At 59.5% G+C, this 23,203-nt stretch carries 24 protein-coding genes and 1 pseudogene; 12 read left to right on the top strand and 13 right to left on the bottom strand.

Annotated features, from left to right (window positions below):
• Positions 1–56 precede the first annotated feature (56 nt).
• From HHJ19_RS16985 to HHJ19_RS16965, 5 genes are all read right to left on the bottom strand, one after another.
• Positions 57–620, bottom strand: coding sequence for a c-type cytochrome (locus tag HHJ19_RS16985; protein ID WP_296909042.1), 564 nt, complete (start codon positions 618–620; stop codon positions 57–59).
• Positions 621–760: 140 nt separating this feature from the next.
• Entirely contained in the window at positions 761–2,482 is a 1,722-nt protein-coding gene (locus HHJ19_RS16980; RefSeq protein ID WP_296909038.1) for a PQQ-binding-like beta-propeller repeat protein, read from the bottom strand.
• A gap of 289 nt (positions 2,483–2,771) precedes the next feature.
• On the bottom strand, positions 2,772–3,437 hold the full coding sequence (locus HHJ19_RS16975) for an ankyrin repeat domain-containing protein (RefSeq protein WP_296909037.1): 666 nt from the start codon (positions 3,435–3,437) through the stop codon (positions 2,772–2,774).
• Positions 3,438–3,497: 60 nt separating this feature from the next.
• Complete coding sequence (locus HHJ19_RS16970) at positions 3,498–5,627, bottom strand: TonB-dependent receptor (RefSeq protein ID WP_296909036.1); 2,130 nt, start codon at positions 5,625–5,627, stop codon at positions 3,498–3,500.
• A gap of 214 nt (positions 5,628–5,841) precedes the next feature.
• Positions 5,842–6,093 (bottom strand): hypothetical protein, encoded by a 252-nt coding sequence (locus tag HHJ19_RS16965; RefSeq protein WP_296909043.1) that lies wholly within the window; start codon positions 6,091–6,093, stop codon positions 5,842–5,844.
• On the opposite strand from HHJ19_RS16965, the gene murJ reads away from it, so the two are divergent.
• Together murJ and HHJ19_RS16955 are read left to right on the top strand one after the other, a co-directional pair.
• Positions 5,984–7,549: a murein biosynthesis integral membrane protein MurJ gene (gene murJ, locus HHJ19_RS16960; RefSeq protein ID WP_296909035.1), complete on the top strand. Its 1,566-nt coding sequence runs from the start codon at positions 5,984–5,986 to the stop codon at positions 7,547–7,549. The genes HHJ19_RS16965 and murJ overlap by 110 nt on opposite strands.
• Positions 7,550–7,837: 288 nt before the next feature.
• The gene (locus HHJ19_RS16955; protein ID WP_296909034.1) at positions 7,838–8,689 is read left to right on the top strand and encodes a tetratricopeptide repeat protein; all 852 of its coding nucleotides are present in this window, start codon (positions 7,838–7,840) and stop codon (positions 8,687–8,689) included.
• 124 nt (positions 8,690–8,813) lie between these two features.
• Here HHJ19_RS16955 and purM read toward each other — a convergent pair whose 3' ends face one another.
• Complete coding sequence (purM, locus tag HHJ19_RS16950; RefSeq protein WP_296909033.1) at positions 8,814–9,857, bottom strand: phosphoribosylformylglycinamidine cyclo-ligase; 1,044 nt, start codon at positions 9,855–9,857, stop codon at positions 8,814–8,816.
• A 155-nt stretch (positions 9,858–10,012) separates the two neighbouring features.
• On the opposite strand from purM, the gene HHJ19_RS16945 reads away from it, so the two are divergent.
• The 5 genes from HHJ19_RS16945 (at position 10,013) to folK (ending at position 14,772) form a co-directional block, all read left to right on the top strand.
• A complete protein-coding gene (locus tag HHJ19_RS16945; RefSeq protein WP_296909032.1) occupies positions 10,013–11,083 on the top strand; it encodes an AI-2E family transporter in 1,071 nt (356 codons plus the stop codon).
• Positions 11,084–11,100: 17 nt separating this feature from the next.
• Positions 11,101–11,787: a DnaA regulatory inactivator Hda gene (gene hda, locus HHJ19_RS16940; RefSeq protein WP_296909041.1), complete on the top strand. Its 687-nt coding sequence runs from the start codon at positions 11,101–11,103 to the stop codon at positions 11,785–11,787.
• Positions 11,784–12,458, top strand: coding sequence for an HAD family phosphatase (locus HHJ19_RS16935; RefSeq protein ID WP_296909031.1), 675 nt, complete (start codon positions 11,784–11,786; stop codon positions 12,456–12,458). Before hda ends, HHJ19_RS16935 begins: the two co-directional genes overlap by 4 nt.
• Before the next feature lie 96 nt (positions 12,459–12,554).
• Positions 12,555–14,204, top strand: coding sequence for a polynucleotide adenylyltransferase PcnB (pcnB, locus tag HHJ19_RS16930; RefSeq protein ID WP_296909030.1), 1,650 nt, complete (start codon positions 12,555–12,557; stop codon positions 14,202–14,204).
• Between the two features lie 16 nt (positions 14,205–14,220).
• Positions 14,221–14,772 carry a 2-amino-4-hydroxy-6-hydroxymethyldihydropteridine diphosphokinase gene (gene folK / locus HHJ19_RS16925; RefSeq protein ID WP_296909029.1) on the top strand — a complete coding sequence of 184 codons (552 nt, stop codon included), beginning with the start codon at positions 14,221–14,223 and terminating at the stop codon, positions 14,770–14,772.
• On the opposite strand, the gene pdxH is transcribed toward folK, so the two are convergent.
• Positions 14,769–15,419, bottom strand: a complete 651-nt coding sequence (pdxH, locus tag HHJ19_RS16920; protein ID WP_296909028.1) for a pyridoxamine 5'-phosphate oxidase — start codon at positions 15,417–15,419, stop codon at positions 14,769–14,771. The two genes, folK and pdxH, sit on opposite strands and share 4 nt — an antisense overlap.
• Positions 15,420–15,482: 63 nt before the next feature.
• Positions 15,483–16,016, bottom strand: a complete 534-nt coding sequence (locus HHJ19_RS16915; RefSeq protein ID WP_296909040.1) for a gamma-glutamylcyclotransferase — start codon at positions 16,014–16,016, stop codon at positions 15,483–15,485.
• A 118-nt stretch (positions 16,017–16,134) separates the two neighbouring features.
• On the opposite strand from HHJ19_RS16915, the gene HHJ19_RS16910 reads away from it, so the two are divergent.
• The 4 genes and pseudogenes from HHJ19_RS16910 to HHJ19_RS16895 all read left to right on the top strand — a co-directional run.
• The gene (locus tag HHJ19_RS16910; protein WP_296909027.1) at positions 16,135–16,680 is read left to right on the top strand and encodes an OmpA family protein; all 546 of its coding nucleotides are present in this window, start codon (positions 16,135–16,137) and stop codon (positions 16,678–16,680) included.
• A 204-nt stretch (positions 16,681–16,884) separates the two neighbouring features.
• A complete protein-coding gene (gene edd, locus HHJ19_RS16905; protein WP_296909026.1) occupies positions 16,885–18,711 on the top strand; it encodes a phosphogluconate dehydratase in 1,827 nt (608 codons plus the stop codon).
• 2 nt (positions 18,712–18,713) lie between these two features.
• On the top strand, positions 18,714–19,376 hold the full coding sequence (gene eda, locus HHJ19_RS16900) for a bifunctional 4-hydroxy-2-oxoglutarate aldolase/2-dehydro-3-deoxy-phosphogluconate aldolase (RefSeq protein ID WP_296909039.1): 663 nt from the start codon (positions 18,714–18,716) through the stop codon (positions 19,374–19,376).
• A 32-nt stretch (positions 19,377–19,408) separates the two neighbouring features.
• Positions 19,409–19,636, top strand: a pseudogene (locus tag HHJ19_RS16895) (IS5/IS1182 family transposase); the annotation flags it as partial.
• A 123-nt stretch (positions 19,637–19,759) separates the two neighbouring features.
• Here HHJ19_RS16895 and gloA read toward each other — a convergent pair.
• Together gloA and HHJ19_RS16885 are read right to left on the bottom strand one after the other, a co-directional pair.
• On the bottom strand, positions 19,760–20,170 hold the full coding sequence (gene gloA, locus HHJ19_RS16890) for a lactoylglutathione lyase (protein WP_296909025.1): 411 nt from the start codon (positions 20,168–20,170) through the stop codon (positions 19,760–19,762).
• Positions 20,171–20,265: 95 nt separating this feature from the next.
• Positions 20,266–20,622 carry a hotdog fold thioesterase gene (locus tag HHJ19_RS16885; RefSeq protein ID WP_296909024.1) on the bottom strand — a complete coding sequence of 119 codons (357 nt, stop codon included), beginning with the start codon at positions 20,620–20,622 and terminating at the stop codon, positions 20,266–20,268.
• Here HHJ19_RS16885 and HHJ19_RS16880 point away from each other — a divergent pair.
• On the top strand, positions 20,593–21,048 hold the full coding sequence (locus tag HHJ19_RS16880) for a dehydratase (protein WP_366929420.1): 456 nt from the start codon (positions 20,593–20,595) through the stop codon (positions 21,046–21,048). The genes HHJ19_RS16885 and HHJ19_RS16880 overlap by 30 nt on opposite strands.
• Here HHJ19_RS16880 and HHJ19_RS16875 read toward each other — a convergent pair.
• The 3 genes from HHJ19_RS16875 to HHJ19_RS16865 are packed head-to-tail and all read right to left on the bottom strand — an operon-like array spanning position 21,002 to position 23,200.
• Complete coding sequence (locus tag HHJ19_RS16875; RefSeq protein WP_296909023.1) at positions 21,002–21,715, bottom strand: DNA-3-methyladenine glycosylase I; 714 nt, start codon at positions 21,713–21,715, stop codon at positions 21,002–21,004. The two genes, HHJ19_RS16880 and HHJ19_RS16875, sit on opposite strands and share 47 nt — an antisense overlap.
• 55 nt (positions 21,716–21,770) lie before the next feature.
• Positions 21,771–22,565: an SDR family NAD(P)-dependent oxidoreductase gene (locus HHJ19_RS16870; protein ID WP_296909022.1), complete on the bottom strand. Its 795-nt coding sequence runs from the start codon at positions 22,563–22,565 to the stop codon at positions 21,771–21,773.
• Entirely contained in the window at positions 22,562–23,200 is a 639-nt protein-coding gene (locus tag HHJ19_RS16865) for a 2-dehydro-3-deoxy-6-phosphogalactonate aldolase (protein WP_296909021.1), read from the bottom strand. The genes HHJ19_RS16870 and HHJ19_RS16865 overlap by 4 nt, the downstream gene beginning before the upstream one ends.
• Between the last annotated feature and the right edge of the window lie 3 nt (positions 23,201–23,203).

Here is a 23,203-nt window from a genome sequence, read left to right as displayed (position 1 = left end):
ATACACCAGTGAATCGATATGGCAGTGCGGTTGTAGAGCGGCTTCATATTAAGGTTCTAGCGCAAGCTGGCGATGTAATGTCCAAGATTTTCGACATCCGAATCACTCAGGGTTTGCGCCACGCTGGTCATATTGCCCGCATCGTTGGTACGTATGCGCGCCTTGAAATCCTTCATTTGCTTGACCACGTAGTCATATTGCTGGCCCGCAACGCGTGGAATCTCGTTCTGGCCCGAGAAGCCGCCGAGGTGGCACATTGCGCACAGGGTTTCATCGGCCTTGGCCTTGCCCAGCTTGACTTTGGTTTCGTCCGTCTTGAAGGTAGAGGGCTTGGGTTGTTGGGCTGCATAGAAGTTGCCAAGAGCCATCATGTCTTCGCGGCTTAACGATGTCGCCATGGGACTCATCACCGCATCGCTGCGTCGGCCTTCCTTGAAGTCCTTGAGTTGAACGTAGATATAGCGCCAGTTCTGTCCCGCGAGATTGGGAAAGTTGCCCGCAGTCGAATTGCCGTCACTACCGTGGCACGCTGCGCAAACCTGGGCCTTGGCACGGCCGGCTTCAATGTCTTGAGCGTTCGCCACGGGCAGGTAAACCAGACAGGTTCCGATACCGGCCATGACAGAGGCATACAAATGAGTGGTTTTCAACCTGATTTCTCCTGGTACGCACCGTCACCCTCGACTGCAGTGGCATCCCTGACGCCGCAGGTTTTTCGATCCTGCTGTTTTTACGTGAGGCGCTTGTCCACTCGCTGGATTTATTTCTTGGGTAGCGCATACACGAACATCGTGTTGCCGCGCTTGAAGTCGAGTTGAGTATTGCCACCGCAGCCCATCGCGACATACTGCCGGTCCTTGACCGAATAGGACACCGGCATGGCGTTGGCGCCTGCGCCGCATTGGTATTCCCACAGCAGCTTGCCGTTGCGGGCGTCAAGCGCACGAAACAGGCCATTACCCTCGCCATAGAACACCAGATCGCCGGCGGTGGCCAACGCACCGGCAATCAACGGCTGCTCGGTATCGAATTTCCACGAGATCTTGCCGGTGTCAACGTTGACCGCTGCTACACGTCCCCACTGCTCCTCGCCTTCAATGGTTTTGAAGGCGCCGCCTAGCCACAACTTGCCGCCCGGATAAGCCGCTTTTTCAACCTGGTAGGTCATCGGTTGATGCAGGTTGAGTGCATAAGCCAGGCGCAGCTTCTCGTTGAGCGCCATCGGTGACCATTCAACGCCTCCATTGGCCCCCGGCAACATGCGTGCACCTTGTTCAGTGGGCAGGGTCCACATATTCTCCTGCGGAATCATGGCTTCAGAAAAGCGGATCAGTTTGCCGTCTTTGCGGTCATGTACGTAAATATGACCCGTTTTGCCGCCATGAAGGATGGCCGGGATCATCTTGCCGGTGCTGTCTTTTACATCAGTCAGGACTGGCGGGCTGACAGCGTCGAGATCCCAAACGTCATGCGCGATGTACTGGAAGTGCCATTTGTACTTGCCACTGTCGAGATCGACGGCAACCAGCGATTCGGTGTACAAGTTGTCACCCGGACGTTCAGCACCGTACAGGTCTGGCGACGGATTGCCTACGACAAAGAAAATGGTACGGCTCTTCAGATCGATGGCCGGATTCATCCAGACGCCGCCACCGAGTGTCTGATAGAAACTGCTGTTGCGCGCAAGTTGTTCTTTCTCGGTCTTGATATCGCGTTTCATGTTGCGGCCGGTGGCATCTTTCTCGGCCCATACGCCTTCATGGCCCTGCTCGGGAATCGTATAAAAAGTCCAGAGCAGTTTGCCGTCACTGGCATCGAAGGCCTTGACGAAGCCGCGGATGCCATATTCCCCGCCATTGGTGCCGATCAGCACCTTGCCGTCGATGACGGTTGGGGCCATGGTTTCGCTGTAACCTTTTTCGGGGTCGGCAATTTCGGTTTCCCAGAGGAGCTTGCCGCTCTGGGCATCCAACGCCACCAGCTTGGCATCCAGCGTGCCCATGAACAGCTTTCCGCCCTCAATGGCGACGCCGCGGTTGTTGGGCCCGCAGCAGAAGGTGGTGAAAGGTCCCATCTTGTGCTTGTAGTGCCAGAACTCCCTGCCGCTGGTGGCATCAAGTGCATAGACATGGTTGTAAGAAGTCGTCATGTACATGACGCCATCGATGACGATGGGCGCCGTTTCCATGGATTCGCGCACCTCGGTCTGGAAACTGAACTCCGGCCTGAGGTTTTTGACATTGCCCGTGTTGATCTGTTTACCAGGGTAAAAGCGGGTCTGAGCATAGTCACCGTTCGTGTGCAGCCAGTCCCTGTCTTGCTTGCCTGCGCTGTTCAGCTGCGCTTGCGAAACGCTGATTGTCCTGATGGCGGGCAATCCTCTGGCCTTGCTCTTTTGTCCCTGAATTTCCTGGCTTTGTGCGGCACCCGCGACATACAGAACCAGCATCGCGGCCAGACTGGTTTTTTGTTGCAATCCCATGATTTGTCTCCTCGGGTAACGCCCTCATCCAAGACAACAGCGGGTTTCGCTTTCAAAAGGGCGGTCATGACATGTAGCGGAACGACGCTGCCCCGGATTCTTCCCTTTTATTTCTCTCCTTTATGCTCGGTTATTCAATTGAAATTATGTGCTTTCACTGCATTTTGGGGGGTGGACGTTGACTCTGTTTCAGTTGTTTCAATTGCTATAAATTGCCGAATCAATCGTGGTCAACTTTCACTGTTTGATTGGGCTCAGCCGGTCAGCTTCAGGGAATGCCCCGAGTGTGTCAGTTCGTCTCAAGCAGTTTTGCCACCGCCGTGAAGTTCCCGTCGCGTGCAATGTCGGCAGCGGTTTTGCCACGGTTGTCCTTCAAGCTGCGGTCAGCGCCTTGGTCAAGAAGGAACTGCACTGTCGATACATGCCCATAACCGGCCGCCCACATCAGCAGCGTTTCATCGTTTTCCAGTCTTGCATTGACCGGCGCGCCGGCGCGCAGCAATGCTGCCAGGCATTCTTTGCAGCCAACGCCTGCGGCATAAATCGCCGCGTTCTTTTTGACCTGATCAATGGGGTCAGTCTTTGCGCCGGCGGCCATCAGCTTGCGAGCGAGTTGCGCATTGCCGCTGAATGCCGCTCCCATCAATGGCGTCACGCCTGCAATATTGGCAAGATTGACGTCAGCACCCGCCCGCATCAGGATATCTGCCAGCGCCTCGTTGCCTTTGCTTGCCGCCATGTTGAGTGGCGAGTCCCCGTTGCGATCACGCGAATTGACCGCTGCACCCTCGGTGAGCAAAGCCGTCACTCGTTCAGTCCGGCCCGCCTTGGCTGCCAGAACAAACTCGCCGTTGATATTGATCCGGTCCGCCCCTTTCTGTGCAAATGCCGGCTGGCTGATGCAGCAAGTCAGCAGCAGGATAGAAATGCAGTTGAATGCGTTTTGCGTTTTCAAAACAGCTTTCTAAAAAACGATGAGACGAGAGCACTGGTCAGGTGGTCACCGCAAAAGTTTTTAAAACAGGGTTCGTAGTCCCACAAACAAGCGTCTTCCCGGCGCTGGTTCAAAGTAGCGTCCGTTGCTGTCGTTCACGATCACCGAGCCCGCGTAATTCCTGTCGAACAGGTTATCAAGGCGCCCATACAGCAGCAGCTTCACGCCGTTGAACTGAAATTCCTGACTTAGACGTGCATTGAAAACGGCGTAGCCTGGTGCCGCGTCACTATTGAGGTCGTTCACGTAGGTCTTGCTCTCGACGCGCATTTCCAGCCCCGCTTTGAGCCCTTGCAGTACGCTGCCCTCCAGATCGGCAAACAGGCTGTGCCTGGGCGCGCCCGGTAAGCTATTTCCGGCGGGTACCATGCCTTGGGCGCCAAGATACGGCGACCAGAAGCGCGCATCGAGCAGGGTATAGGCCATGCGTGTGGCAAGACCCGGCCATTTTGCCGACCAGGACGCTTCGACGCCACGCCGGCGCGTGCGATCGGCATTCTGGAAGATGGCGCGGCCGCCACTGGACTGCGACGACACGATTTCGTCGGTGCCTCTGGCCTCGAACAGCGCGGCGTCAAAGATGTGCCGGCCACTGCGCAGCTTGACACCGATTTCTCCTTGCGCGCTTTTAGAGGCTTTGAGCGCTAAGTTGGGTCCGGGCGCGCCGCCCGGGCGGTAGGCGCTTTCAGCGAGGGTGGGCGTCTCAAAACCAGTCCCCAGGTTGGCATAGACATTGAGCGCTTCGTTGGCATGCCAGACCAGTCCGGCGACCGGACTGGTGTTGCGGTATTCCACGCTGCCACTGGTGTTGCTGGCGGCCGGGTTGAATCGGTCATCGACGCTGAAGCGTACCCGGCTCGCGCGAATTCCAGCAATCGCCTGCCAGTCCTGTAAAAATGTCCAGTCGATCTGACCAAAAACATCGGTGTTGCGCGCTGTGTTGTCTTCATGGCGACGCAAAGGCCCGTTGTTGCCCCCGATATTGTCAAAACCCTTGCGGGTTTCGCGCAGCTGGTCGGCCTCTATGCCAACAGTCCATCGCACCGGCAGCTGATTGACCTGCATGGCATGCGTCCAGCTGGCTCCCACGCCCCCATAGGTTCGATCAAGATCCACCACGCCATTGTTCAGGAAGGCAAGTTTTTGATCGACTTTGCGCATGCCGCCATAGACGCGGGCATTGAGCGTGTCGCTGGCTGATAGTTTGTGTTCCATGACCGCGCCGGCCTGCTGCTGCTCGATGGTCTTGCGGGTGTTGAAGTTGCGGGCTGCCGGAATCACCTGGCGGGGGTTCTGGTCGAACTGCGAATGGCTCAACCCCAGCGGGTCCTGCGCCAGGGGCTGGTTGAACAGGTTGACGATGCCGGTAAGGGTCGTGTCGTTCGATGGCCTGGCAAGCACTTTGGCATTGAGCTGCTCGCGCCGGGCGGCGCTGTGGTCGCGAAAACCGTCGGTCGAATAATTCGAGATGTCCAGCAGCCCGCCCAAGGTTTCGCCACCGCCAGCTATTGCAGCGGCGAGATGGCGCTGCCGGTCTGACCCTCCACCCGCTGACAGGCTGTATTCGGGCCGGTCTGGAGTGATCGGCGGATCTTTGGTGAAAACCTGCAATACGCCGCCTGCTGCATTGCCGTAGAGCTGGGCCAGCGGTCCGCGCAGCAGCTCGATGCGCTTGGCCGAAGTCAGGCTGGCAGTGGCTGCCTGGCCCTGGCCATCTGGCATCGTGGCCGGAATTCCGTCGATCAAAATGCGCACGCCGCGCACGCCAAACGTTGAGCGGGTGCCGAAACCGCGTACTGACAGCTGCAAATCCTGCGCAAAATTCTGTCGGTCGCGGATTTGCAGGCCCGGCACGCTGCCCATCAGCTCCGACAGGTTGACCAGGGGGGATGCGCTTCGAAAAGGATCGACCTGCACCGCGTCGATGGCGCCGGGAGCATCAAAGCGGCGCTGCTCGGCGCGACTGGCGCTGATGACAACCTCTCCAAGGGTCTTGTCTGTCTCTCCCCGCGCCCGGTCCTGCGCCTGGGCTGGGGGCAAACCTATCGCTGCAAAAAATAAGAGCGCGCAGGTTGGGCCCACGCCCTGGTAAATAATTGCCGGCACCGGTATGGCGGTAGCACAGCGCCTTTTGGAAAAAAAAATGGACATGGTTTGTACGCGGCTCAAAGCTATATCGCTGTGCTGCTAAAGCCCAGCACCGGCTAAAAATTGTTTTGAAGGCTTTTACTTTCTCAGGATTCGAAGTCCCACACAATCCCTGAAGATCGGCTTCTCATCGCTGGATATACAAAATTTGTACGTCTACAACGCTAATTGGCGCGCGGCCGGGTTCGTCCAGCTGAGGCCCAGGATTCTTTGGCGTTTATTTTTGTAAATGGCGCGGCAAAAAATTTTTTTGCCAGAGTGGGCGGAAATAGATGGGCGTCCAGGCTCGCCGCGCCATCAGACCGCCGTTTGCTCGCAGGCTTTGGCAAAGGCTCAGCGCCAGCGCATAAACTCCTGTCGTGTCACTTTTCAAATCCGCCTCCACCGTTTCCCTTTTTACATTGCTGTCGCGAATCACCGGTCTGGTTCGGGAATTGTTAATTGCCTCGACCTTTGGCGCAAGTGCCATGACCGATGCTTTCAATGTGGCTTTTCGAATTCCCAACCTGTTTCGCCGCCTCTTTGCCGAAGGCGCGTTCAGCCAGGCCTTTGTGCCGGTATTGGCGGCCAGCAAATCGCAAAACGGCGAAGCGGCAACCAAGCTGCTGATTGACCGGGTCGCAACGCTGCTGACCTGGGCGCTGCTGCTGACCTGCATCATCGGGGTGGCGGCGGCACCGCTGCTGGTCTGGGCCATGGCCAGCGGTTTGCAGCAGCAGCCACAGGGTTATGAAGCGGCCGTGTTCATGACGCGCTGGATGTTTCCCTACATCGCCTTCATGTCGCTGGTGGCGCTATCGTCCGGCATCCTCAATACCTGGCGCCGGTTTGCCGTGTCGGCCGTTACGCCGGTATTGCTCAACTTGTCGATGATTGGTGCAGCATGGCTTGGTGCGCCCTGGTTTAAGACCCTTGATGTGGAACCGGTCTATGCTTTGGCTGCGGGTGTGATGTTGGGCGGAGCGCTGCAACTGGCGGTGCAGGTGCCGGCACTGCTGCGGCTCGACATGCTGCCGAAAATTGGATGGAATTGGGCTGTTGTCAAGGAAGCATGGGCAGATCCAGCTACAAAAAACATAGCAAAACTGATGATTCCGGCTTTATTGGGCGTGAGTGTCGCGCAAATATCGCTGCTCATCAATACCCAGATTGCTTCGCATCTGGCACCCGGGAGTGTCAGCTGGCTGACTTACGCCGACCGTTTGATGGAATTCCCGACCGCCATGCTGGGTGTCGCCATCGGCGTGGTGCTGATGCCGCAACTCGCAGCGGCCAAGGGGGCGGGGGATGCCGCAAGGTACTCTGCCATGCTGGACTGGGGCTTGCGCATCGTGGTGTTGCTGGCGGTGCCCTGCGCCGTTGCGCTGCTGACGTTTGCCGAGCCTCTGGTGGCGACCCTCTATCACTATGGCGCTTTTTCTGACCGTGACGTGCAGCAGACCACGCGTGCCCTGATGGGCTACGGCGCGGGTCTGCTCGGCCTGGTTGCGATCAAGGTGCTGGCGCCCGGTTTTTATGCCAGCCAGGACATCAAGACGCCAGTTCGTATTGCGGTGGTGGTGCTGATCGTCACCCAGCTGCTTAATCTGGCACTGGTGCCCTATTTTCAGCACGCCGGGCTGGCGCTCGCTATCGGCATCGGTGCGCTGATCAATGCCCTGTGTCTGCTGGTGGGGCTGATCCGGCGCGGCAGCTATGCGCCTGCCCCCGGCTGGGGCAAGTTTTTGCTGCAAGTGCTCGCCGCCAGCGCCCTTCTGGCGGTGTTTTTGCTATGGGCCGCCGAAGCGGTCAACTGGGTCGGGCTGAAACACCTTTATGGTCAGAGAATCGGGCTGCTAGTCCTTGTTCTTGGCGCGTCAGCAGCTATTTATTTTGTAGCGCTCTGGGTTTCTGGACTGAAACTCCGGCAGTTGCTGCGGCGCTGATGGGGACCGGCGATCAGGCTGGCTCGGATTGGCAATGGCTCGTCAGCCAAACAGGCCAGTCCGTCCGGGCTGCAGGGCTGACCGCCAAGCCGGCTGACGGCGCCGGGCTGGTGCCAGGGCGCCTCGACCGAGAAGTCATTTGTTTCAAGCGGGGTTTTGCATCCTCACTAAAATTCTCTCCATTCCTTCCGGGCCGGCCGGCGCTCGGGAAGCTACCGTTTTCGAAGCTTTCAGGCGTGTGGGTTATCGAATCATCAAAACCCTTCCGGTTTGTGAGAAAGTAGCGTCATGCAATTAAATTTGGCCGTACCGTCTCCGCTGCAGTATTTTTCCAGCCTCGTGCAAAGCGATACGCATTTTCCCTTGCTTGAGACCGCCGTCTGTCTGGCTCAGGATGAGTATCCGGAACTGGACGTGGAACAGATTCTTGGAGATGTTGACCAGTTGCTGGCGCGCCTAAAGCGCCGCCTTCCCGGTGACGCGCCGGAACTGCAGCGCTTGCGCGCGCTGAACCAGTTCTTCTTTCGCGATCTGGGCTTCGGCGGCAACATCAACGACTACTACGACCCGGACAACAGCTATCTCAATACCGTGCTGCGCACGCGTCGCGGAATTCCGATCACGCTTGCGGTGCTCTGGCTGGAACTGGCTATGGGTCTGGGCCTGAACGCGCGAGGGGTGGCTTTTCCCGGACATTTCATGGTCAAGGTCAACCTTCCCAAGGGCCAGGTGGTGATTGACCCGTTTAATGGCCAGTCCTTGAGTCGCGAAGAACTGGCCGAGCGCCTGGAGCCTTTCAGGCAGCGTGGCGGCGTGGGCGATGAATTTGAGGTGCCCATGGGGCTGTATCTGCAATCCACGCCACCACGCGAGATCATCAGCCGCATGCTGCGCAACCTGCAGGACATTCATAAAACCCAGGAAGACTGGCCGCGCCTGATTGCCGTGCAGGACCGCCTGATCGTCTTGCAGCCCGATGCCTGGCCGGAGTATCGGGACCGTGGGCTGGCCTGGGCGGCTCAGGGTGAAGTGGCGCGTGCGGTGGCAGACCTTGAAACTTATCTGGCGCATGCCGGCGACGCGCTTGACATTGATGCCATTGCCGCGCGCCTGGCCGAGTTGCGCCAGGGACCTCGCTGAAACCGCCTAAGCCATTTTATTTCAACGAATACCCGTTGACGTCCATGTTTTATGGTCATTCGTAGCTATGGTATTCATAGCATTTTCAAAATTTCCAGTGGTGCTTTGGCTTCCCGGCCGAAATTCAGCTGACGATGACGGCTGCAGCGCCGTCGGCGCGCGCAGCAATCACGCCAATCTCATAAACCTGTTCACCGGCTTCACGCAGGGTCTGAGCCGTGGCCTCGGCGCTGGCGGCACCCACCACCACCACCATGCCAATGCCGTTGTTAAAGGTGCGGTTCATCTCAAAATCGGAAATAGCCGCGGTCTTTTGTAACCAGGCAAACAGCTCGGTTTGCGGCCAGCTGCCTTTTGTCAGATGCGCAGCGCTGCCTTCAGGCAGCACGCGTGGAATGTTTTCAAGCAGGCCGCCGCCGGTGATGTGGGCCAGCGCCTTGATCGGGTGTGCCGCCAGCGCCGCCAACACGTTTTTCACGTACAGGCGGGTCGGCTCCATCAGCGCCTCCCGGAAAGGTTTTCCGTCCAGCGTGACGGGCAAGTCGGCTCCAGCGCGTTCGATGCATTTGCGCACCAGGCTGAAACCGTTGGAATGCACGCCGCTGCTGGCCAGGCCGAGCACGGCGTCACCGGCCATGACGTCCTTGCCGGTCAGTATTTTTGATTTTTCAACCGCGCCGACGGCAAATCCGGCCAGGTCGTATTCGCCAGTGGGATACATGCCGGGCATTTCAGCGGTTTCGCCGCCAATCAGCGCGCAACCGCTTAACTCACAGCCTTTTGCAATCCCGCCAACGACGGCTGCCGCTGTGTCCACATCGAGCTTGCCGCAGGCAAAGTAATCCAGAAAAAAAAGCGGTTCGGCGCCTTGCACCAGCACGTCATTGACGCTCATGGCCACCAGGTCAATACCCACGGTGTCGTGCATATTCCATTCAAAAGCCAGCTTCAGCTTGGTGCCCACGCCGTCGGTGCCGCTGACCAGCACCGGTTCCTTATAGCGCTTGGGTACCTCGAACAGCGCGCCAAAGCCGCCAATGCCCGCCAGCACGCCTTCGCGCATGGTTTTTTTTGCCAGCGGCTTGATGCGTTCGACCAGGGCGTCACCCGCGTCAATGTCAACGCCAGCGTCTTTGTAGCTCAGGGGAGTAGAGGAGGAAGTTGTCATGGTGTCAGGTTTTAATGCGGTAGGGGTGCGTTCTGGCGGGCGGGCGGCGGCCTGAAGCAGTTCTGCAAGCCCGATAGAATTCAGCCTGCGATTCTAAAGGCTCCCATCCGGCGGCCTTTTCCAGGCTTGCGCATGCAAGCTCTACCCGAGGTCTTATGCAATTCACTTCTACCCAAAAACGTGCTGCGACCTGGTGCCTGATTGCCTTGCTGGTAGTGCTGGCGCTGTGGTTTCTGGGGCCGGTGCTGACGCCGTTTGTGGTGGCCGCGGTGCTGGCTTATGCGCTCACGCCGGTGGTGGACAAACTCGATGACATGGGCCGGGGCAGATTGCCGCGTGTGTTGGCCGTACTGATGGTGGAAACCATGTTCGTGCTGGTTGTTCTGTCAATCCTGTTGCTGGTAGTTCCGATTTTTGCCAAGGAACTGCCTTTGCTCCGTGAGCAGCTACCACTGCTGGCTGGCCGGCTCAACAACGCGTTGAGTCCGTGGCTGGCGCAGTTTGGCGTCAATGTGGCACTGGATGTGGGCAGCATCAAGGCCTTTATTCTTAAATACCTCAATACCAATTGGGAAGAAGCCATGGGTTCGGTCCTGTCCTCGCTCAAGCTGGGTGGCAGCGTGGCGCTGGCGATTGTGGGCAATCTGGTGTTGATTCCGGTGGCGCTGTTCTTTTTGCTCAAGGACTGGAATCGTTTTGTCGCGGTCATCATCGAGCTGGTGCCTCCCAAACTGCGCCAGTCGTTTGACAGCTTTATTGATGAAGCCGACTCGGTACTGGGCCAATATCTGCGTGGACAACTGCTCGTAATGGGGGTGCTGGCGGTATATTTCAGTGTGGCACTGGCGCTGTTCGGCTTTGATCTGGCCGTGCCGGTGGGCGTATTCACCGGGCTGGCCTTTTTCATTCCGTACCTGGGCTTTGGTCTGGGCCTGTTGCTGGCTTTCCTGGCCGGGATTTTGCAGTTTGGCAACCTATACGGTGTATTGGTGGTCGTGGGCGTTTATGGTGCCGGTCAATTGGTTGAAAGTTTCTTCCTGACGCCCCGCCTGGTTGGCGAACGCATCGGCTTGCACCCGCTGGTCGCCATTTTTTCCTTGCTCGCTTTTGGCCAGTTGCTCGGATTTATCGGCGTGCTGATTGCGTTGCCCGCCAGTGCCGTGCTGCTGGTTGCGATCCGGCGTCTGCGTGCAAGTTATATGACCAGCAAGCTCTATAACGGATGAGCATGACAACGATCGGCATGAAGCAAATCGCACTGGATATCGGACTGGCATCCGACCCTTCGTTCGCTAATTTTTTTAGCGGGCCGAACGCGGCTGCGGTCAGGCACCTTGAGCTCTCGGCCGCCAATCCGCTGCGTTCGCCGGTGCCCACTTACCTGTGGGGCGAGGCGGCCAGCGGGAAGACGCATCTGCTCAAGGCCGTCAGCGAAATCCTGCGCGGCCAGGGTGCTTCAACTGGCCGGATGGACGCCTCCATGCTGGAGCCGCCGGAGTTTGACGAGTCCTGGTCGGTCGTCATTCTTGACGACTGCCATCTATATACGGCAGTTCAGCAGCGCGTGGCTTTCAACTGGTTTGTCAACGCGCTGAACGCCGCCGACGGAAATCCGCGCTGGGTGTTGGCTGCTGGCAACGTGCCGCCGGCTGATCTGGTCCTGCGCGAGGACCTGCGTTCGCGTCTGGGTTGGGGCCATGTTTTCGCCCTGCAGGTTCTGAGCGAGGTCGAGTGTCGCTCCGTGCTCCGGCGTGAAGCCGATGCACGTGGCGTTTTTTTAAGCGACGAAGTGATGGATTTCATGCTGACACGCTTTTCGCGGGACCTGGGGAGCCTTATGCAATTGCTGGACCAGCTGGACGGCTACGCCCTGCAGACCAAGCGTGCCGTCACGATTCCGCTGCTTAAATCGATGCTGGAAAGTCAATGACCCAGAAGAAAAAAATAGCCTTATTTGATCTGGACCACACGTTGATCCCGATTGATTCCGATTACGAATGGAGCGAATTCACTTTCGCTCTAGGCTGGTGTGATGGCTTGGAGTTCAGGCGCCGCAATGCCGGATTCTTCGCGCAATACCAGGCCGGCACGCTCGATATTCACGAGTATGTTCGCTTTGCGACCCACGCAATTCGTGAGCAAGGCGCTATTAATTCAATAGCTGCTCACGCCCGTTTCATGGCCGAAGTTGTGCAAAAATCCATCACACATCAGGCGCTGGCCCTGGTCGGGCAGCACCGGGCGGCTGGTGAGGCGTTGGTGATTGTGACGGCCACCAACGAGTTTGTGACCCGCCCGATTGCCGGTGCTTTTGGTGTCACCGAGTTGATCGCGGTGGAGTTGGAGCGCGACGTCAGGGGCGAAATTACGGGTGAAATCCGGGGTATACCTTCTTTTCGCGAAGGGAAAGTGGCGCGGGTCGAAGCCTGGCTCGCCGCCCACGAATGGGGCTGGAACGATGTGGAAACCACGTTTTATACAGATTCCATGAACGATCTTCCCTTGCTGGAGAAGGTTTCCTTGCCGGTTGCGACCAACCCGGATGAGCGCCTGCGTGCGCTGGCCACCGAGCGCGGATGGCGCATACTTGATCTGTTTTAATCTTCGGGGACTGCGCAACGGCGGATGGTCCCGACCCGGTGGGGCCGAGGTTGCTGCCGCGCAACCCGGGCTTGCTGGGCATCGTTTTACAAAATCATGATAAAAAAATTCATCGACAAGCTGTTTGGCAAATCAGACAGCGCAGAGTCCGGCCCCAAACGGGGAAAAAAATCTCCTTTCGGTAAACGTTACGACATTGAGGCCAAGGACCATGGAATCAACCCCAAACTGGTTGACGAACGCGCCATGGACGTGGTGCATACGCTCAAGCAGGCGGGGTATCAGGCGTACATTGTGGGCGGTGCAGTGCGCGATTTGCTGGTGGGCTTGCGGCCCAAGGATTTTGACGTGGCCACCGACGCAACGCCCGAGCAGGTTAAATCCTTGTTCCGCCGGGCTTTTATCATTGGCCGGCGTTTTCGAATTGTCCACGTCATTTATGGTCGTGGACGCGAGCATGAAGTGATTGAAGTTTCGACCTTTCGCGCGCACCTGGACAGCAGCCTGGCAGAGCAGGTCGGCGGCAACGAGCGAACCAGCAAAAGCCAGCTCGCCGGCATGAAACACGCTGTCGATGCGTCCGGCCGTGTGCTGCGCGACAACGTCTGGGGCCCAATGGAAGAAGACGCTGCGCGGCGCGATTTCACCATCAATGCCATGTACTACGACCCTGAAACCCAGATCGTGGTCGATTACCACAACGGCATTGCCGATGCGAAGAAGAAAATCGTTCGCATGATCGGCAATCCGGCGCTTCGCTACCGTGAAGACCCGGTGCGCATTATTCGGGCCGTGCGTTTCGCCGCCAAGCTCAATGCGCTGGGTTTCAGATTTGAAGACAAGACGGCGGCACCGTTGCGTGAAATGAGGGGGCTGCTGGCTGATGTGCCGCAGTCACGCCTTTTTGACGAAATGCTCAAGCTGCTCCAGACTGGACACGCGCTCGCCAGCATTGAGCAACTCAAGGCGCTTGGGTTGGGCACCGGCATTTATCCCTTGCTCGACGTGGTGGTTGAAATGGCCGACGACCCCTTCCTGAAGCTGGCGTTGCAAGATACCGACCGCCGGGTCGGTGAAGGCAAGCCGGTAGCGCCCAGCTTTTTGTTGTCTTGCGTGCTGTGGTCCGATGTGCGCGGAGGCTGGGACAAACGCCTGACGCGCGGCGAGCCCGCCATGCCGGCCTTGCAAGATGCGATTGACGAAGCTTTCAACGCCAAAATTGGCGATGTATCGGGACGCGGCAAGCTGGGAATCGACATGCGCGAAATCTGGACCATGCAGCCGCGTTTTGAAAAGCGTGTCGGCAGCTCACCTTACTCGCTGCTGGATCAGCCGCGCTTTCGCGCAGGTTTTGATTTTTTGCGTTTGCGCGGTCAGATCGGTGAGATTGACCCAGCGCTGGCCGAATGGTGGGAAAAATTCAGCACCGCCTACGACGACGAGCGTCACGAGATGATTGAAGCCGTGCGCGAGGCACAATTGAAAAAGCCGCAGCATGCGCGGGTTAGGGTAAAGCGACCCGATTCCGGTGTCGTCGGTTCCAACCATGGCTTGCCGGTTGACTCCTCCGGCTCCAGCCGCGGCGCAACCGATGCGGCCAGTCCATTGCTGGAAGAAGTTGAAGTGACACCCGCCAAAAAACGCCGTCGCCGCCGTAAACCCACCAGCCGGGCGGCGCCCGATGCCGCCGAGGGCGAAGGCAGTGCCGGCGAGCGTGCAGGGCCAGACGCGACCGGCAGCGCCTGAATGCGGCGGTTTGACAATGCGGGTCGGTGATCAGCAGCGGGGCGAATCGCGTCGTCAATCTTCCTTAGTCGTTGCGTACGTCGCTTTGGGCGCCAATCTTGGCGATGCGGTGGTTGCTTTGCGGTGGGCCGTGAAGGCCTTGCACGGCTTGCCGCAGACCCGCGTTCATCAAGCTTCCAGCCTCTACAAAACCTCACCGCTGGACACCGATTCCGGCGACGAAGCCCGTGCACGGGGTGCCGATTATGTCAATGCGGTGGTGGCCATCGAGACCGGCCTGAGTGCGCCGGACTTGCTTGCCCAGCTGCAAGCGCTTGAATTGCTGGCCGGGCGCGAACGACCTTACCGCAACGCGCCGCGTACTCTGGATCTGGACCTGCTGTTGTATGGCAGCGCCCGTATCGATTCGGTCTGGCTTACGGTACCGCATCCGCGCATGGCGCTGCGGGCATTCGTGCTTGTGCCGCTGGCTGAAATTGCCCCCGGCGAGGTGAGCGCTGAACAGCTAAAGGCGGTGGAGCACCAGGCCATCGAGCGGATTGAGCCCTTGATGGCACAGACGGTTTAGGGCGCCAGGCGTTCACGCAGCCAGCTGGCATCAGGCAGTTGGGTATAACGCAGGCGGTCATGCAGGCGGCTTTTCCGGCCCTGCCAGAACTGCCAGTTGTCAGGCTTGAGGCGGTAGCCGCCCCAGTGCGGCGGACGCGGCGGCTGCAGCATGAATTTCGCGCCGTATTTCGCCGCATTGACCACCAGCACGCTACGGCTGGAAATCACTTCACTCTGCGGGCTGGCCCATGCGCCAATGCGCGAATCGAGTGGCCGGCTGTGGAAGTAGGCGTCGCTTTCTTCGGCGGAGACTTTCTCCACCAAACCTTCAATACGCACGACGCGCTCCAGCTCAACCCAATGAAATTGCAAGGCGGCATAAGGGTTTCCGGCCAGTTCCACGCCCTTGCGGCTATGGTAGTTGGTATACCAGACGATACCCCGCGCGTCAAAACCCTTGATCAGCACCACCCGTGTGGAAGGGCGTAAATCGCCCGCCACCGTCGCCAGCGTCATCGCATTGGCCTCGGGCACCTGCGCTGCGATGGCGTCGCTGAGCCACTTGTCAAATTGACCCAATGGGTCGGCATCCGAAGCGTCTTCATTGAGTTCGGCGCGCTCGTAGCTTTTGCGAAGGTCGGCAATGGGAAGGTTTTGTTGTGACATGAAGGAAGTATAAAGACCGGGCCCGGTGCTGCATGCGGTTGCGGGTCGATGGTTCGCGGGGCATCATGGGGCAACCAGTTGCAGCAGTTTTCCAAGTGCCGAGTCGTGAATTCCCAGTGTGCGCAGTTTGTCATAGGTCAGCTGGGCGTAGTCCCGGGTGCTGCCGTAACGCCCGCATGCGCTGGAGAAAATCTGCCGATAACGGTCCTCGCTCAGCACGCCAGTATGGCTGGGACTGTGTCTTGACAGGGTAAAGGCCAGCGCTCTGACGTCCCCTTGCGAAGTGCGGCAGCGCAGCGATTTCGGGTCATACACCGCGTTGGGCATTTCGCGCTCCCAAAGGGCGGACAGGGCATCGGCCACGCGAGCTCGTGGCAGGCGAAACACCATGCCCTTGCAACAGCCTCCCGGCAGGAGTCCGAACACCAGACCTGGAAGCGCAGGCGTTCCGCGGTTCACATGGCTCCACATCTTCAGTGCGCGATGGTAGCCATGCAGGGTGGCAAAACGCTCTTCTGAAAATTCGAATTCGGGCCGCCAGATCAGCGACGCATAGCCGAAGACCCACAGGTCCGACTCGCCGTCCCATTCGTCCATGACGATTTTTAGCAGCTCGGCGGAATCGCGGCGGACCGCTGATCGGGCGCTCAGTTTGGCTGGGGTTTGCACAAGCGCACTTTACAATGAGGTTGACTATTTTCAAAGGGAGTGAGCGATGTTTTCTCAAGCTGATGACAGCGAGCAACACCTGACATTGTTTGTTGTTTTCGGGCTGATCGCATTGGTCCTTGCTCTGGTTCTTGGTGTGGTTGTTTCCAGGAATGCTGCCTTTACGAAAACCGGCTATGCCGCGGTTCCCCCGTCACTGGCAACCCCGCCAGCGAGCCCGTTGCCGGCGCAACTGACCACCAGTGCCGCGCAGGCAGCCTCGGATGCAGCCACCGTCAAGGTCGAGCAGGGCGTGGTGAAGTTTTATTTTGCATCCGGCAAGGCCGATCTTGCGGCAGGTGCCACCCAGGCTCTGGCTGATCTGCTCAAGGGTGCCAGGGCCGGCCACAAGCTGGTGATTTCAGGGTTTCACGATGCGACCGGAGACGCTGCCAAAAATGCCGAACTGGCCAGGCAGCGGGCGCTGGCGGTGCGTGATGCGTTGAAAGCTGCCGGCGTGGCAGAAGGGCAGATCGAAGTCAAAAAAACCGAACAGGTCCATGGCAGCGGCAGTGATGCCGAAGCGCGCCGGGCAGAAATCAGCCTTGAATGAGCCGAGACAAGCCTGGCCGGGTTGCGCGAGCTTTGGTTAGTATGAAAGCACCTGCAGCGGCATTGCTCTGCGGGTTTTTTTACGCCTAATTTGGTAACCACAAAGTAACCATGAGAGGCTGAACAGGCGTGGTACCCCGTTACCATCGCTTAAGTAATAAAGTTACATAATCAAGTCTGGCACAAAGTTATAAGGTGGGATGGCATGGCTCTTCACTCAGCAGTTTCAGACATTACGGAGCGGATCGTAGAGCGCAGCCGCGCTACACGCAGCGCCTATCTGGCGCAGCTGGACTCGGACAGCAAGCGCGCGCCCAGCATGGACCGCATGGGTTGCGCCAATATTGCGCATGCCGTGGCCGGCATGCCGCCGAACGACAAATTCAAGGTCGTGACCGAACGCGCGCCAAACATCGGCATTGTCACCGCCTACAACGACATGCTGTCGGCGCATACGCCACTGCAAAGCTATCCCGCGTTGATAAAAGATGAAGCTCGCAAGCACGGTGCCACAGCGCAAGTGGCGGGCGGCGTGCCAGCGATGTGTGACGGCGTCACGCAGGGCACCAGCGGCATGGAGCTCAGCCTGTTCAGCCGCGATGTGATTGCCATGGGCACGGCGGTGGCGCTGTCGCATGACATGTTTGATGCGGCGTTGATGCTGGGCGTTTGCGACAAAATCGTGCCTGGCTTGTTGATCGGCGCGCTGCAGTTCGGGCACCTGCCCACGGTATTTGTGCCTGCGGGCCCCATGCCCTCCGGTCTGCCCAACAAGGAAAAAGCGCGCGTGCGCGAGCAGGCAGCACAGGGACTGGTGGGCCGCGAGGGCTTGCTTGACGCCGAACTCAAGTCTTATCACAGCCCCGGTACCTGTACGTTTTATGGCACGGCCAACAGTAATCAGATGCTGATGGAGGCGATGGGTCTGCACGTTCCCGGAACCGCTTTCGTGGCTCCCGGGGGCGCTCTGCGTGACGAACTGACGCGGGAGGCCACGCGTACCGCGCTTGGCATCATCAAATCAAAACGCTTTGCGCCCATCGGCCAGATCGTCGACGAACGAGCCATCGTCAATGCCATGGTGGCACTGCTGGCTACGGGCGGCTCGACCAACCACCTGATTCACTGGGTGGCGGTGGCGCATTCGGCCGGCATAGTGATTGACTGGAATGATTTCTCGGCGCTGTCCGATGTGGTGCCGTTGCTGACGCATGTATACCCCAATGGCAGCGCCGACGTGAACCAGTTCCAGGCCGCAGGTGGCACCGGGCTGGTGATTCGCGAGTTGCTCGATGCCGGCTTCATGCACGAAGACGTGCTGACGGTGCGGGATGGCGGCATCCGCGAGTACACACGCGAACCCGCGCTGGATGGCTCTGCTTCATCGGTGCTGGTCTGGCATGACGCGGGCAACTCCAAAGATGAAACGATTGTGCGACCCGTTGCGCGGCCATTCAGTCCCAGCGGTGGCCTCAAACTGCTTCGGGGCAACCTGGGGCGCAGCGTGATCAAGGTATCTGCCGTGCCCGATGACCGGCATGTGATTGAAGCGCCAGCCCGTGTTTTTGACTCTCAGGAGGCTTTGCATGTGGCGTTTAACGCAGGCGAACTGGAACGCGACGTGGTCTGCGTGGTGCGCTGGCAAGGCCCGCAAGCCAACGGCATGCCTGAGCTGCACAAACTTACACCGCCACTTGCGGTGTTGCAGGGCAAGGGTTTCAGGGTGGCGCTGGTCACCGACGGGCGAATGAGTGGCGCTTCGGGGAAGGTGCCGGCGGCCATTCATGTGTCGCCAGAAGCTGTTGCGGGCGGTCCGCTGGCCAAGGTGCGTGACGGTGACGTGATCCGTGTCGATGCGCTGTCGGGCGAACTTAATGTCAGGGTTGCCGAGGCGGAGTGGGCCGCTCGCCCGGTGGCGCTCATGCCAGACGATTTGTGCCAGCGCAACGGCATCGGTTTAGGTCGTGGATTGTTTGCCGGTATGCGCCGCAGCGCGCTGACGGCCGAAGAAGGAGCGCAATCATGGTTGTAAAGATGGATCGAAATCTCTACACCGCTGAAAAGCTGACCGCCCTGCAGGTGATGCTGGATGCTCCCGTTATTCCGGTAATTGTGCTGACCGATACCCGGCAGGCCGTGCTGCTGGCCCGCGCCCTGGTGGCGGGCGGCATCCGCATGCTTGAAGTCACCTTGCGCACACCGCGGGCGCTGGCCTGCATTGAAGCGATTGCCCGTGATGTGCCCGAGGCCGTGGTCGGCGCGGGCACGGTGCGCAGCGCTGCCGATGCGCAGGCCTGCGCCATGGCCGGTGCCCGATTTGCCGTGAGTCCGGGTTATACCCACTCCGTCGGGCAGGCTTGCCGCGACGCCGGCTTGCCGCTGCTGCCCGGCGTGGCCACCGGCAGCGAAATCATGATGGCGCAGGAAGACGGACTGACGGATCTGAAATTTTTCCCCGCCATGCAGGCCGGTGGCCCATCTATGCTGAACGCATGGAGCGGGCCATTCGGCGATGTGCGATTTTGTCCTACCGGGGGGGTGACGCTGCAGAACGCGTCCGAGTTTCTGGCATTGCCCAATGTGGTGTGCGTGGGAGGCTCCTGGCTGGTTCCCGCAGCTGCGCTCCAGGCTTGTGACTGGGCTCACATCACCCAGCTTGCGCTTGATACGGCCGGCCTTCGCAGGGTACCCGCCTGAGCCAATTTCGGCTTCGGCACTGTGCCATGGAAGCCGAGCGCCAAGGCTTGCCACGAGCCGTCTGGCTGCTGCTAGCGCACAAGTCGGGGTATCGCCTGCCGCTGCGGGCATTGCAGGGGTTCGCCACGAGCCTGCGCCGTCTGGCGATGCCCGCTAGCCGGTGCCGAACTACGGCACGCTTCAAGGCGCTGCATCTGCTGGTGGAAAGTACCGGATTGACGCTGTTTGGCGCGAGTGAATGGGAAGTAAGCAAGCGCGGCTAGGCCAAAGCGCCGCGGTTAACACAAAGTGTATTTGGGCAGGGATGCCAAGCGTTGTTGAGCCCCGTGACGATTAGTGTGCGCGGACCGCCATCGCTTCACGCACTTCACTTGCCTGACGCATCAACGCAGGCCGCCGCCGCCCGTACCTTCGGCGCGCTGGATCAACTCGATCTTGTAGCCGTCCGGATCGGTCACAAAGGCGATTACCGTGCTGCCACCCTTGACCGGGCCGGCTTCGCGCGTGATGCTGCCGCCAGCCGCCCTGATTTTCTCGCAGGCCGCGCCGGCGTCCGGCACGCCCAGCGCGATATGGCCGTAGGCGCTGCCCATGTCGTAGCTTTCAGTACCCCAGTTGTAGGTCAACTCGATTTCGGCTTGCGCCGGGTTGCCTTCATAACCGACAAAGGCCAGGCTGTATTTGTAATCAGGGTTTTCAGAAGTGCGCAGCAGCTTCATTCCCAGCACCAGGGTGTAGAAATCGATGGAGCGCTGAAGATTGCCAACGCGCAGCATGGTGTGGAGAAGTCGCATCGTGGTTTTTTCCCGGTAGTGAAGTAAGGTTTGATTGTCGTCAATCTCGCGGCGCGAACGGTGGGGTGCCTGTGATAGGCGCGCTGGCGCTGAGCCTATTTCGCTTTCGGCCTCATGCAGTTATGCAGCTTTGCAATGTCGGGGCGAGCCGGACGCGCGGGTGACAGATCAAAGACCAGGCAACTCGTTGTGGCATGCGCGAACTGCTTGCCGCCGGGCCCGACGATGCGGCCTTCCGCCGTGACCAGTTGCCGGCTGCAATGGATCACCGTTCCGATGGCGCGCAACGGCCCGGTTTCGAGCGAAGCGGCCCGCACGGTGTTCAGGCTCAGCGCGGCATGGGTGTAATCCCGGCCCACCGGCATCCTCGTGTGTGCGTCGCAGCCGACGGCGGCGTCGATTAGCGCGGCGTACCAGTCACCATGCTCGCTGCCCAGCGGGTTGTAGTGCATGAGTGGCGGTGTGCCCTGAAAAGCCGCTTTTCCAGCCCGGAGCATGCGCTCGAAGAGGCGCGGATCAAGGCCTTCGCGCTGCAGTTTGATCCACAGCCTTTCCATTTCAACCACGAAGCGGCCAAAAGCACGCTGGTTGGCGGTCTGGCGGCCAGCGACTGGCATACGGCGGCGATGACCATGCGCCTGCTGGTGGGCGGCGGCATTGCGGAGGCGGGCGGCGAGATTGCCTGGCCCAAACCCACGAGGCCAGGCGTTGTGCTGCTGGCAAAAAACGGGGTGGTCGGCGTCTTGCCTTCACGCTCGCGGCTCGGCGCGACAGGCTTGTGGTGCGCGGTGAAACGCGCAACCGGCATGGCGAGGTGCCACAGCACCCGGCCTACAGGCTGGTCGTGCCGCGCAGGATCGGCTCAACGGGGGGTATAAACGCCGCGCGTGCATCCAGCGCCTGCTGCCGGCTGGCGCAGCCTTCAATATGGTCGTTGACCAGGCCCATGGCCTGCATGAAGGCGTAAATCGTGGTTGGGCCGACAAAACTCCAGCCACGTTTTTTCAGGTCTTTGGACAGCGCGGTGGAAGCCGGTGAGCTTGGCATGGCCCGCACCGCTTCATGCGTCATGCGAACCGGTCTGCCAGCGGCGTCAGGTTCGAGCCGCCAGACGAAGGTAGCAAGTGAACCGAACTCCCGCCTCAGCTCGATGACGCGCTGGGCGTTGTTGATGGCCGAGGCTATCTTTCCGGCGTGCCGCACGATGCCAGCATCACCCAGCAGGCGCTGTACATCGCCCGCATCAAACCGGGCGACCAGTTCCGCGTCAAAATTGGCAAACGCACTGCGAAAATTTTCCCGCTTATTTAGGATTGTCAGCCAGCTCAGGCCGGCCTGAAAGCCTTCAAGGCAGATTTTTTCAAACAGCCTGCGATCGTCTGAAACGGGAAAGCCCCACTCGGTGTCATGGTAATGGCGATAAACAGGCGTGCTCTGGCACCACGCGCAGCGTGAGACAAGTCTGTCGTCTGTAAACAGGTCCCTGACAGCCGGGATAACCCGGCCTTCCCTGGTTTTGATGCGGCATGACGAATCCGGAGACATCACGGATTCTAGGTAATTGCGGCGTGGCCGCTATTTTCCCGTAGCAGCCCAGGCCTCAGGCCGCCACCGTGTAATTGAGCGTCATCCGCCCGCCATCGACCACCACAATCTCGCCGGTGATGTAGCTTGCCGCATCGCTGGCCAGATAGGCCACGGTGTCGGCAATTTCCGAAGGTTCGCCAAGGCGCTTCATGGGCGTTCGGCTCAAGATTCTTGCCTTGGCTTCGTCGCTGGTCAGCACTGCCTTGGCAGCCAGTTCGGTGGCGATGGTGCCGGGTGCCACAGCGTTGACGCGCACGCCCATGTCGGCCAGTGACAGCGCCATCACGCGCGTCAGCTGGTTGATTCCGCCCTTGCTCACGTTATAGCTTGAGATGTTGGGAATCGTCAGTACGGCATTGACCGAACTCATGTTGACGATGCTGCCCTTGCCCGCTTTGGCCATTTCCCGAGCTACGGCCTGACCCACCAAAAATGACCCTTTAAGGTTGACACGCAAGACGGTGTCGAAGTCAGCCTCGGTGACGTCCAGAAAATCAGCCGCCCTGAAAATGCCGGCGTTGTTGACCAGCACGTCGATGCGCCCGTGCGCTGCCAGAGTTCGGGCCACCAGGGCATCGACCTGGGCTTTGTCACCGACATCGCAGCGGAAATACAGGCCACCCAGTTCGCTGGCCAGGGCAGTGCCGCGCGCGTCATCGATATCGGCAATGACGATCTTGGCGTTTTCGCGCGCGAAGCGGCGGATGCAGGCTTCGCCAATGCCCTGAGCCCCCCCGGTGACGACGCAGACGCGGCCGGCCAGTCCAAAGCAGATGTCGGAGGAGTTTTTTAATAAAATAGGGCTCATGTCCATATAGTACCGCTACAAGAAGCTATGAATTTCATAGCGTTTTCAGTTACGTCTGCGGCCGGGCTACCCGGCCTGTACAAGGCGGAGCCGATGCCAAAGCCGTTGGCACCAGCTGCGAGGTAGGGCTTCATGTTCTGTGGCGTGATGCCTCCCACTGGAAACACCAGCGTGTTGGCGGGCAATACGGCGCGCAGTGCCTTGACAACGCCTGGCGTGATCATCTCGGCGGGAAACAGTTTGAGTCCTGTTGCACCTGCGGCCAGCGCTGCAAAAGCTTCACTCGCAGTCATCACGCCGGGCAGGCAGACCAGTCCCAGACGCACCGCCTCACGCACTACCTCGGGGTTGAAGTGGGGCGAGACGATGAGCTGGCCACCTGCGGCGTGCACGTCGCGGACGTCTGCGCCTGTCAGCACGGTTCCCGCGCCAATCAGAGACTGGGGAAAGGCAGTCGCCATCGCTGCAATGCTGTCCAGGGGTTGTGGCGAATTCAGCGGGATCTCAATCATGGTCCAGCCGGTGGACAGCAGGGCGCGGCCGACGGGCAACGCCTCGGCTGGCCGCAAGCCGCGCAGGATGGCCACCAGCGGAACGGACATGAGGGCTTTGCCTAGTTTTTCGTGAGCGTTCATGAA

The organism is Polaromonas sp. (assembly GCF_012927415.1).
In the GTDB taxonomy this organism is placed as follows: Bacteria; Pseudomonadota; Gammaproteobacteria; order Burkholderiales; family Burkholderiaceae_C; genus Polaromonas.
Note: the sequence above shows the minus strand (reverse complement) of the source record. Positions and strands in the feature narration are given on the sequence as shown.

Coding starts and splice junctions, on each gene's coding strand:
- pcnB (WP_296909030.1), top strand. CDS start 12,555: ATGATAAAAAAATTCATCGACAAGCTGTTTGGCAAATCAGACAGCGCA.
- HHJ19_RS16885 (WP_296909024.1), bottom strand. CDS start 20,622: ATGCACTACAACCCGCTGGGCAGCGAGCATGGTGACTGGTACGCCGCG.
- purM (WP_296909033.1), bottom strand. CDS start 9,857: ATGACAACTTCCTCCTCTACTCCCCTGAGCTACAAAGACGCTGGCGTT.
- HHJ19_RS16870 (WP_296909022.1), bottom strand. CDS start 22,565: ATGAGCCCTATTTTATTAAAAAACTCCTCCGACATCTGCTTTGGACTG.
- HHJ19_RS16970 (WP_296909036.1), bottom strand. CDS start 5,627: ATGTCCATTTTTTTTTCCAAAAGGCGCTGTGCTACCGCCATACCGGTG.
- edd (WP_296909026.1), top strand. CDS start 16,885: ATGGCTCTTCACTCAGCAGTTTCAGACATTACGGAGCGGATCGTAGAG.
- HHJ19_RS16945 (WP_296909032.1), top strand. CDS start 10,013: ATGCAATTCACTTCTACCCAAAAACGTGCTGCGACCTGGTGCCTGATT.
- HHJ19_RS16985 (WP_296909042.1), bottom strand. CDS start 620: ATGGCCGGTATCGGAACCTGTCTGGTTTACCTGCCCGTGGCGAACGCT.
- HHJ19_RS16965 (WP_296909043.1), bottom strand. CDS start 6,093: ATGGCACTTGCGCCAAAGGTCGAGGCAATTAACAATTCCCGAACCAGA.
- gloA (WP_296909025.1), bottom strand. CDS start 20,170: ATGCGACTTCTCCACACCATGCTGCGCGTTGGCAATCTTCAGCGCTCC.
- HHJ19_RS16880 (WP_366929420.1), top strand. CDS start 20,593: ATGCTCGCTGCCCAGCGGGTTGTAGTGCATGAGTGGCGGTGTGCCCTG.
- folK (WP_296909029.1), top strand. CDS start 14,221: ATGCGGGTCGGTGATCAGCAGCGGGGCGAATCGCGTCGTCAATCTTCC.
- HHJ19_RS16915 (WP_296909040.1), bottom strand. CDS start 16,016: ATGGACGAATGGGACGGCGAGTCGGACCTGTGGGTCTTCGGCTATGCG.
- HHJ19_RS16955 (WP_296909034.1), top strand. CDS start 7,838: ATGCAATTAAATTTGGCCGTACCGTCTCCGCTGCAGTATTTTTCCAGC.
- HHJ19_RS16935 (WP_296909031.1), top strand. CDS start 11,784: ATGACCCAGAAGAAAAAAATAGCCTTATTTGATCTGGACCACACGTTG.
- HHJ19_RS16910 (WP_296909027.1), top strand. CDS start 16,135: ATGTTTTCTCAAGCTGATGACAGCGAGCAACACCTGACATTGTTTGTT.
- HHJ19_RS16875 (WP_296909023.1), bottom strand. CDS start 21,715: ATGTCTCCGGATTCGTCATGCCGCATCAAAACCAGGGAAGGCCGGGTT.
- hda (WP_296909041.1), top strand. CDS start 11,101: ATGAAGCAAATCGCACTGGATATCGGACTGGCATCCGACCCTTCGTTC.
- pdxH (WP_296909028.1), bottom strand. CDS start 15,419: ATGTCACAACAAAACCTTCCCATTGCCGACCTTCGCAAAAGCTACGAG.
- eda (WP_296909039.1), top strand. CDS start 18,714: ATGGATCGAAATCTCTACACCGCTGAAAAGCTGACCGCCCTGCAGGTG.
- HHJ19_RS16980 (WP_296909038.1), bottom strand. CDS start 2,482: ATGGGATTGCAACAAAAAACCAGTCTGGCCGCGATGCTGGTTCTGTAT.
- HHJ19_RS16865 (WP_296909021.1), bottom strand. CDS start 23,200: ATGAACGCTCACGAAAAACTAGGCAAAGCCCTCATGTCCGTTCCGCTG.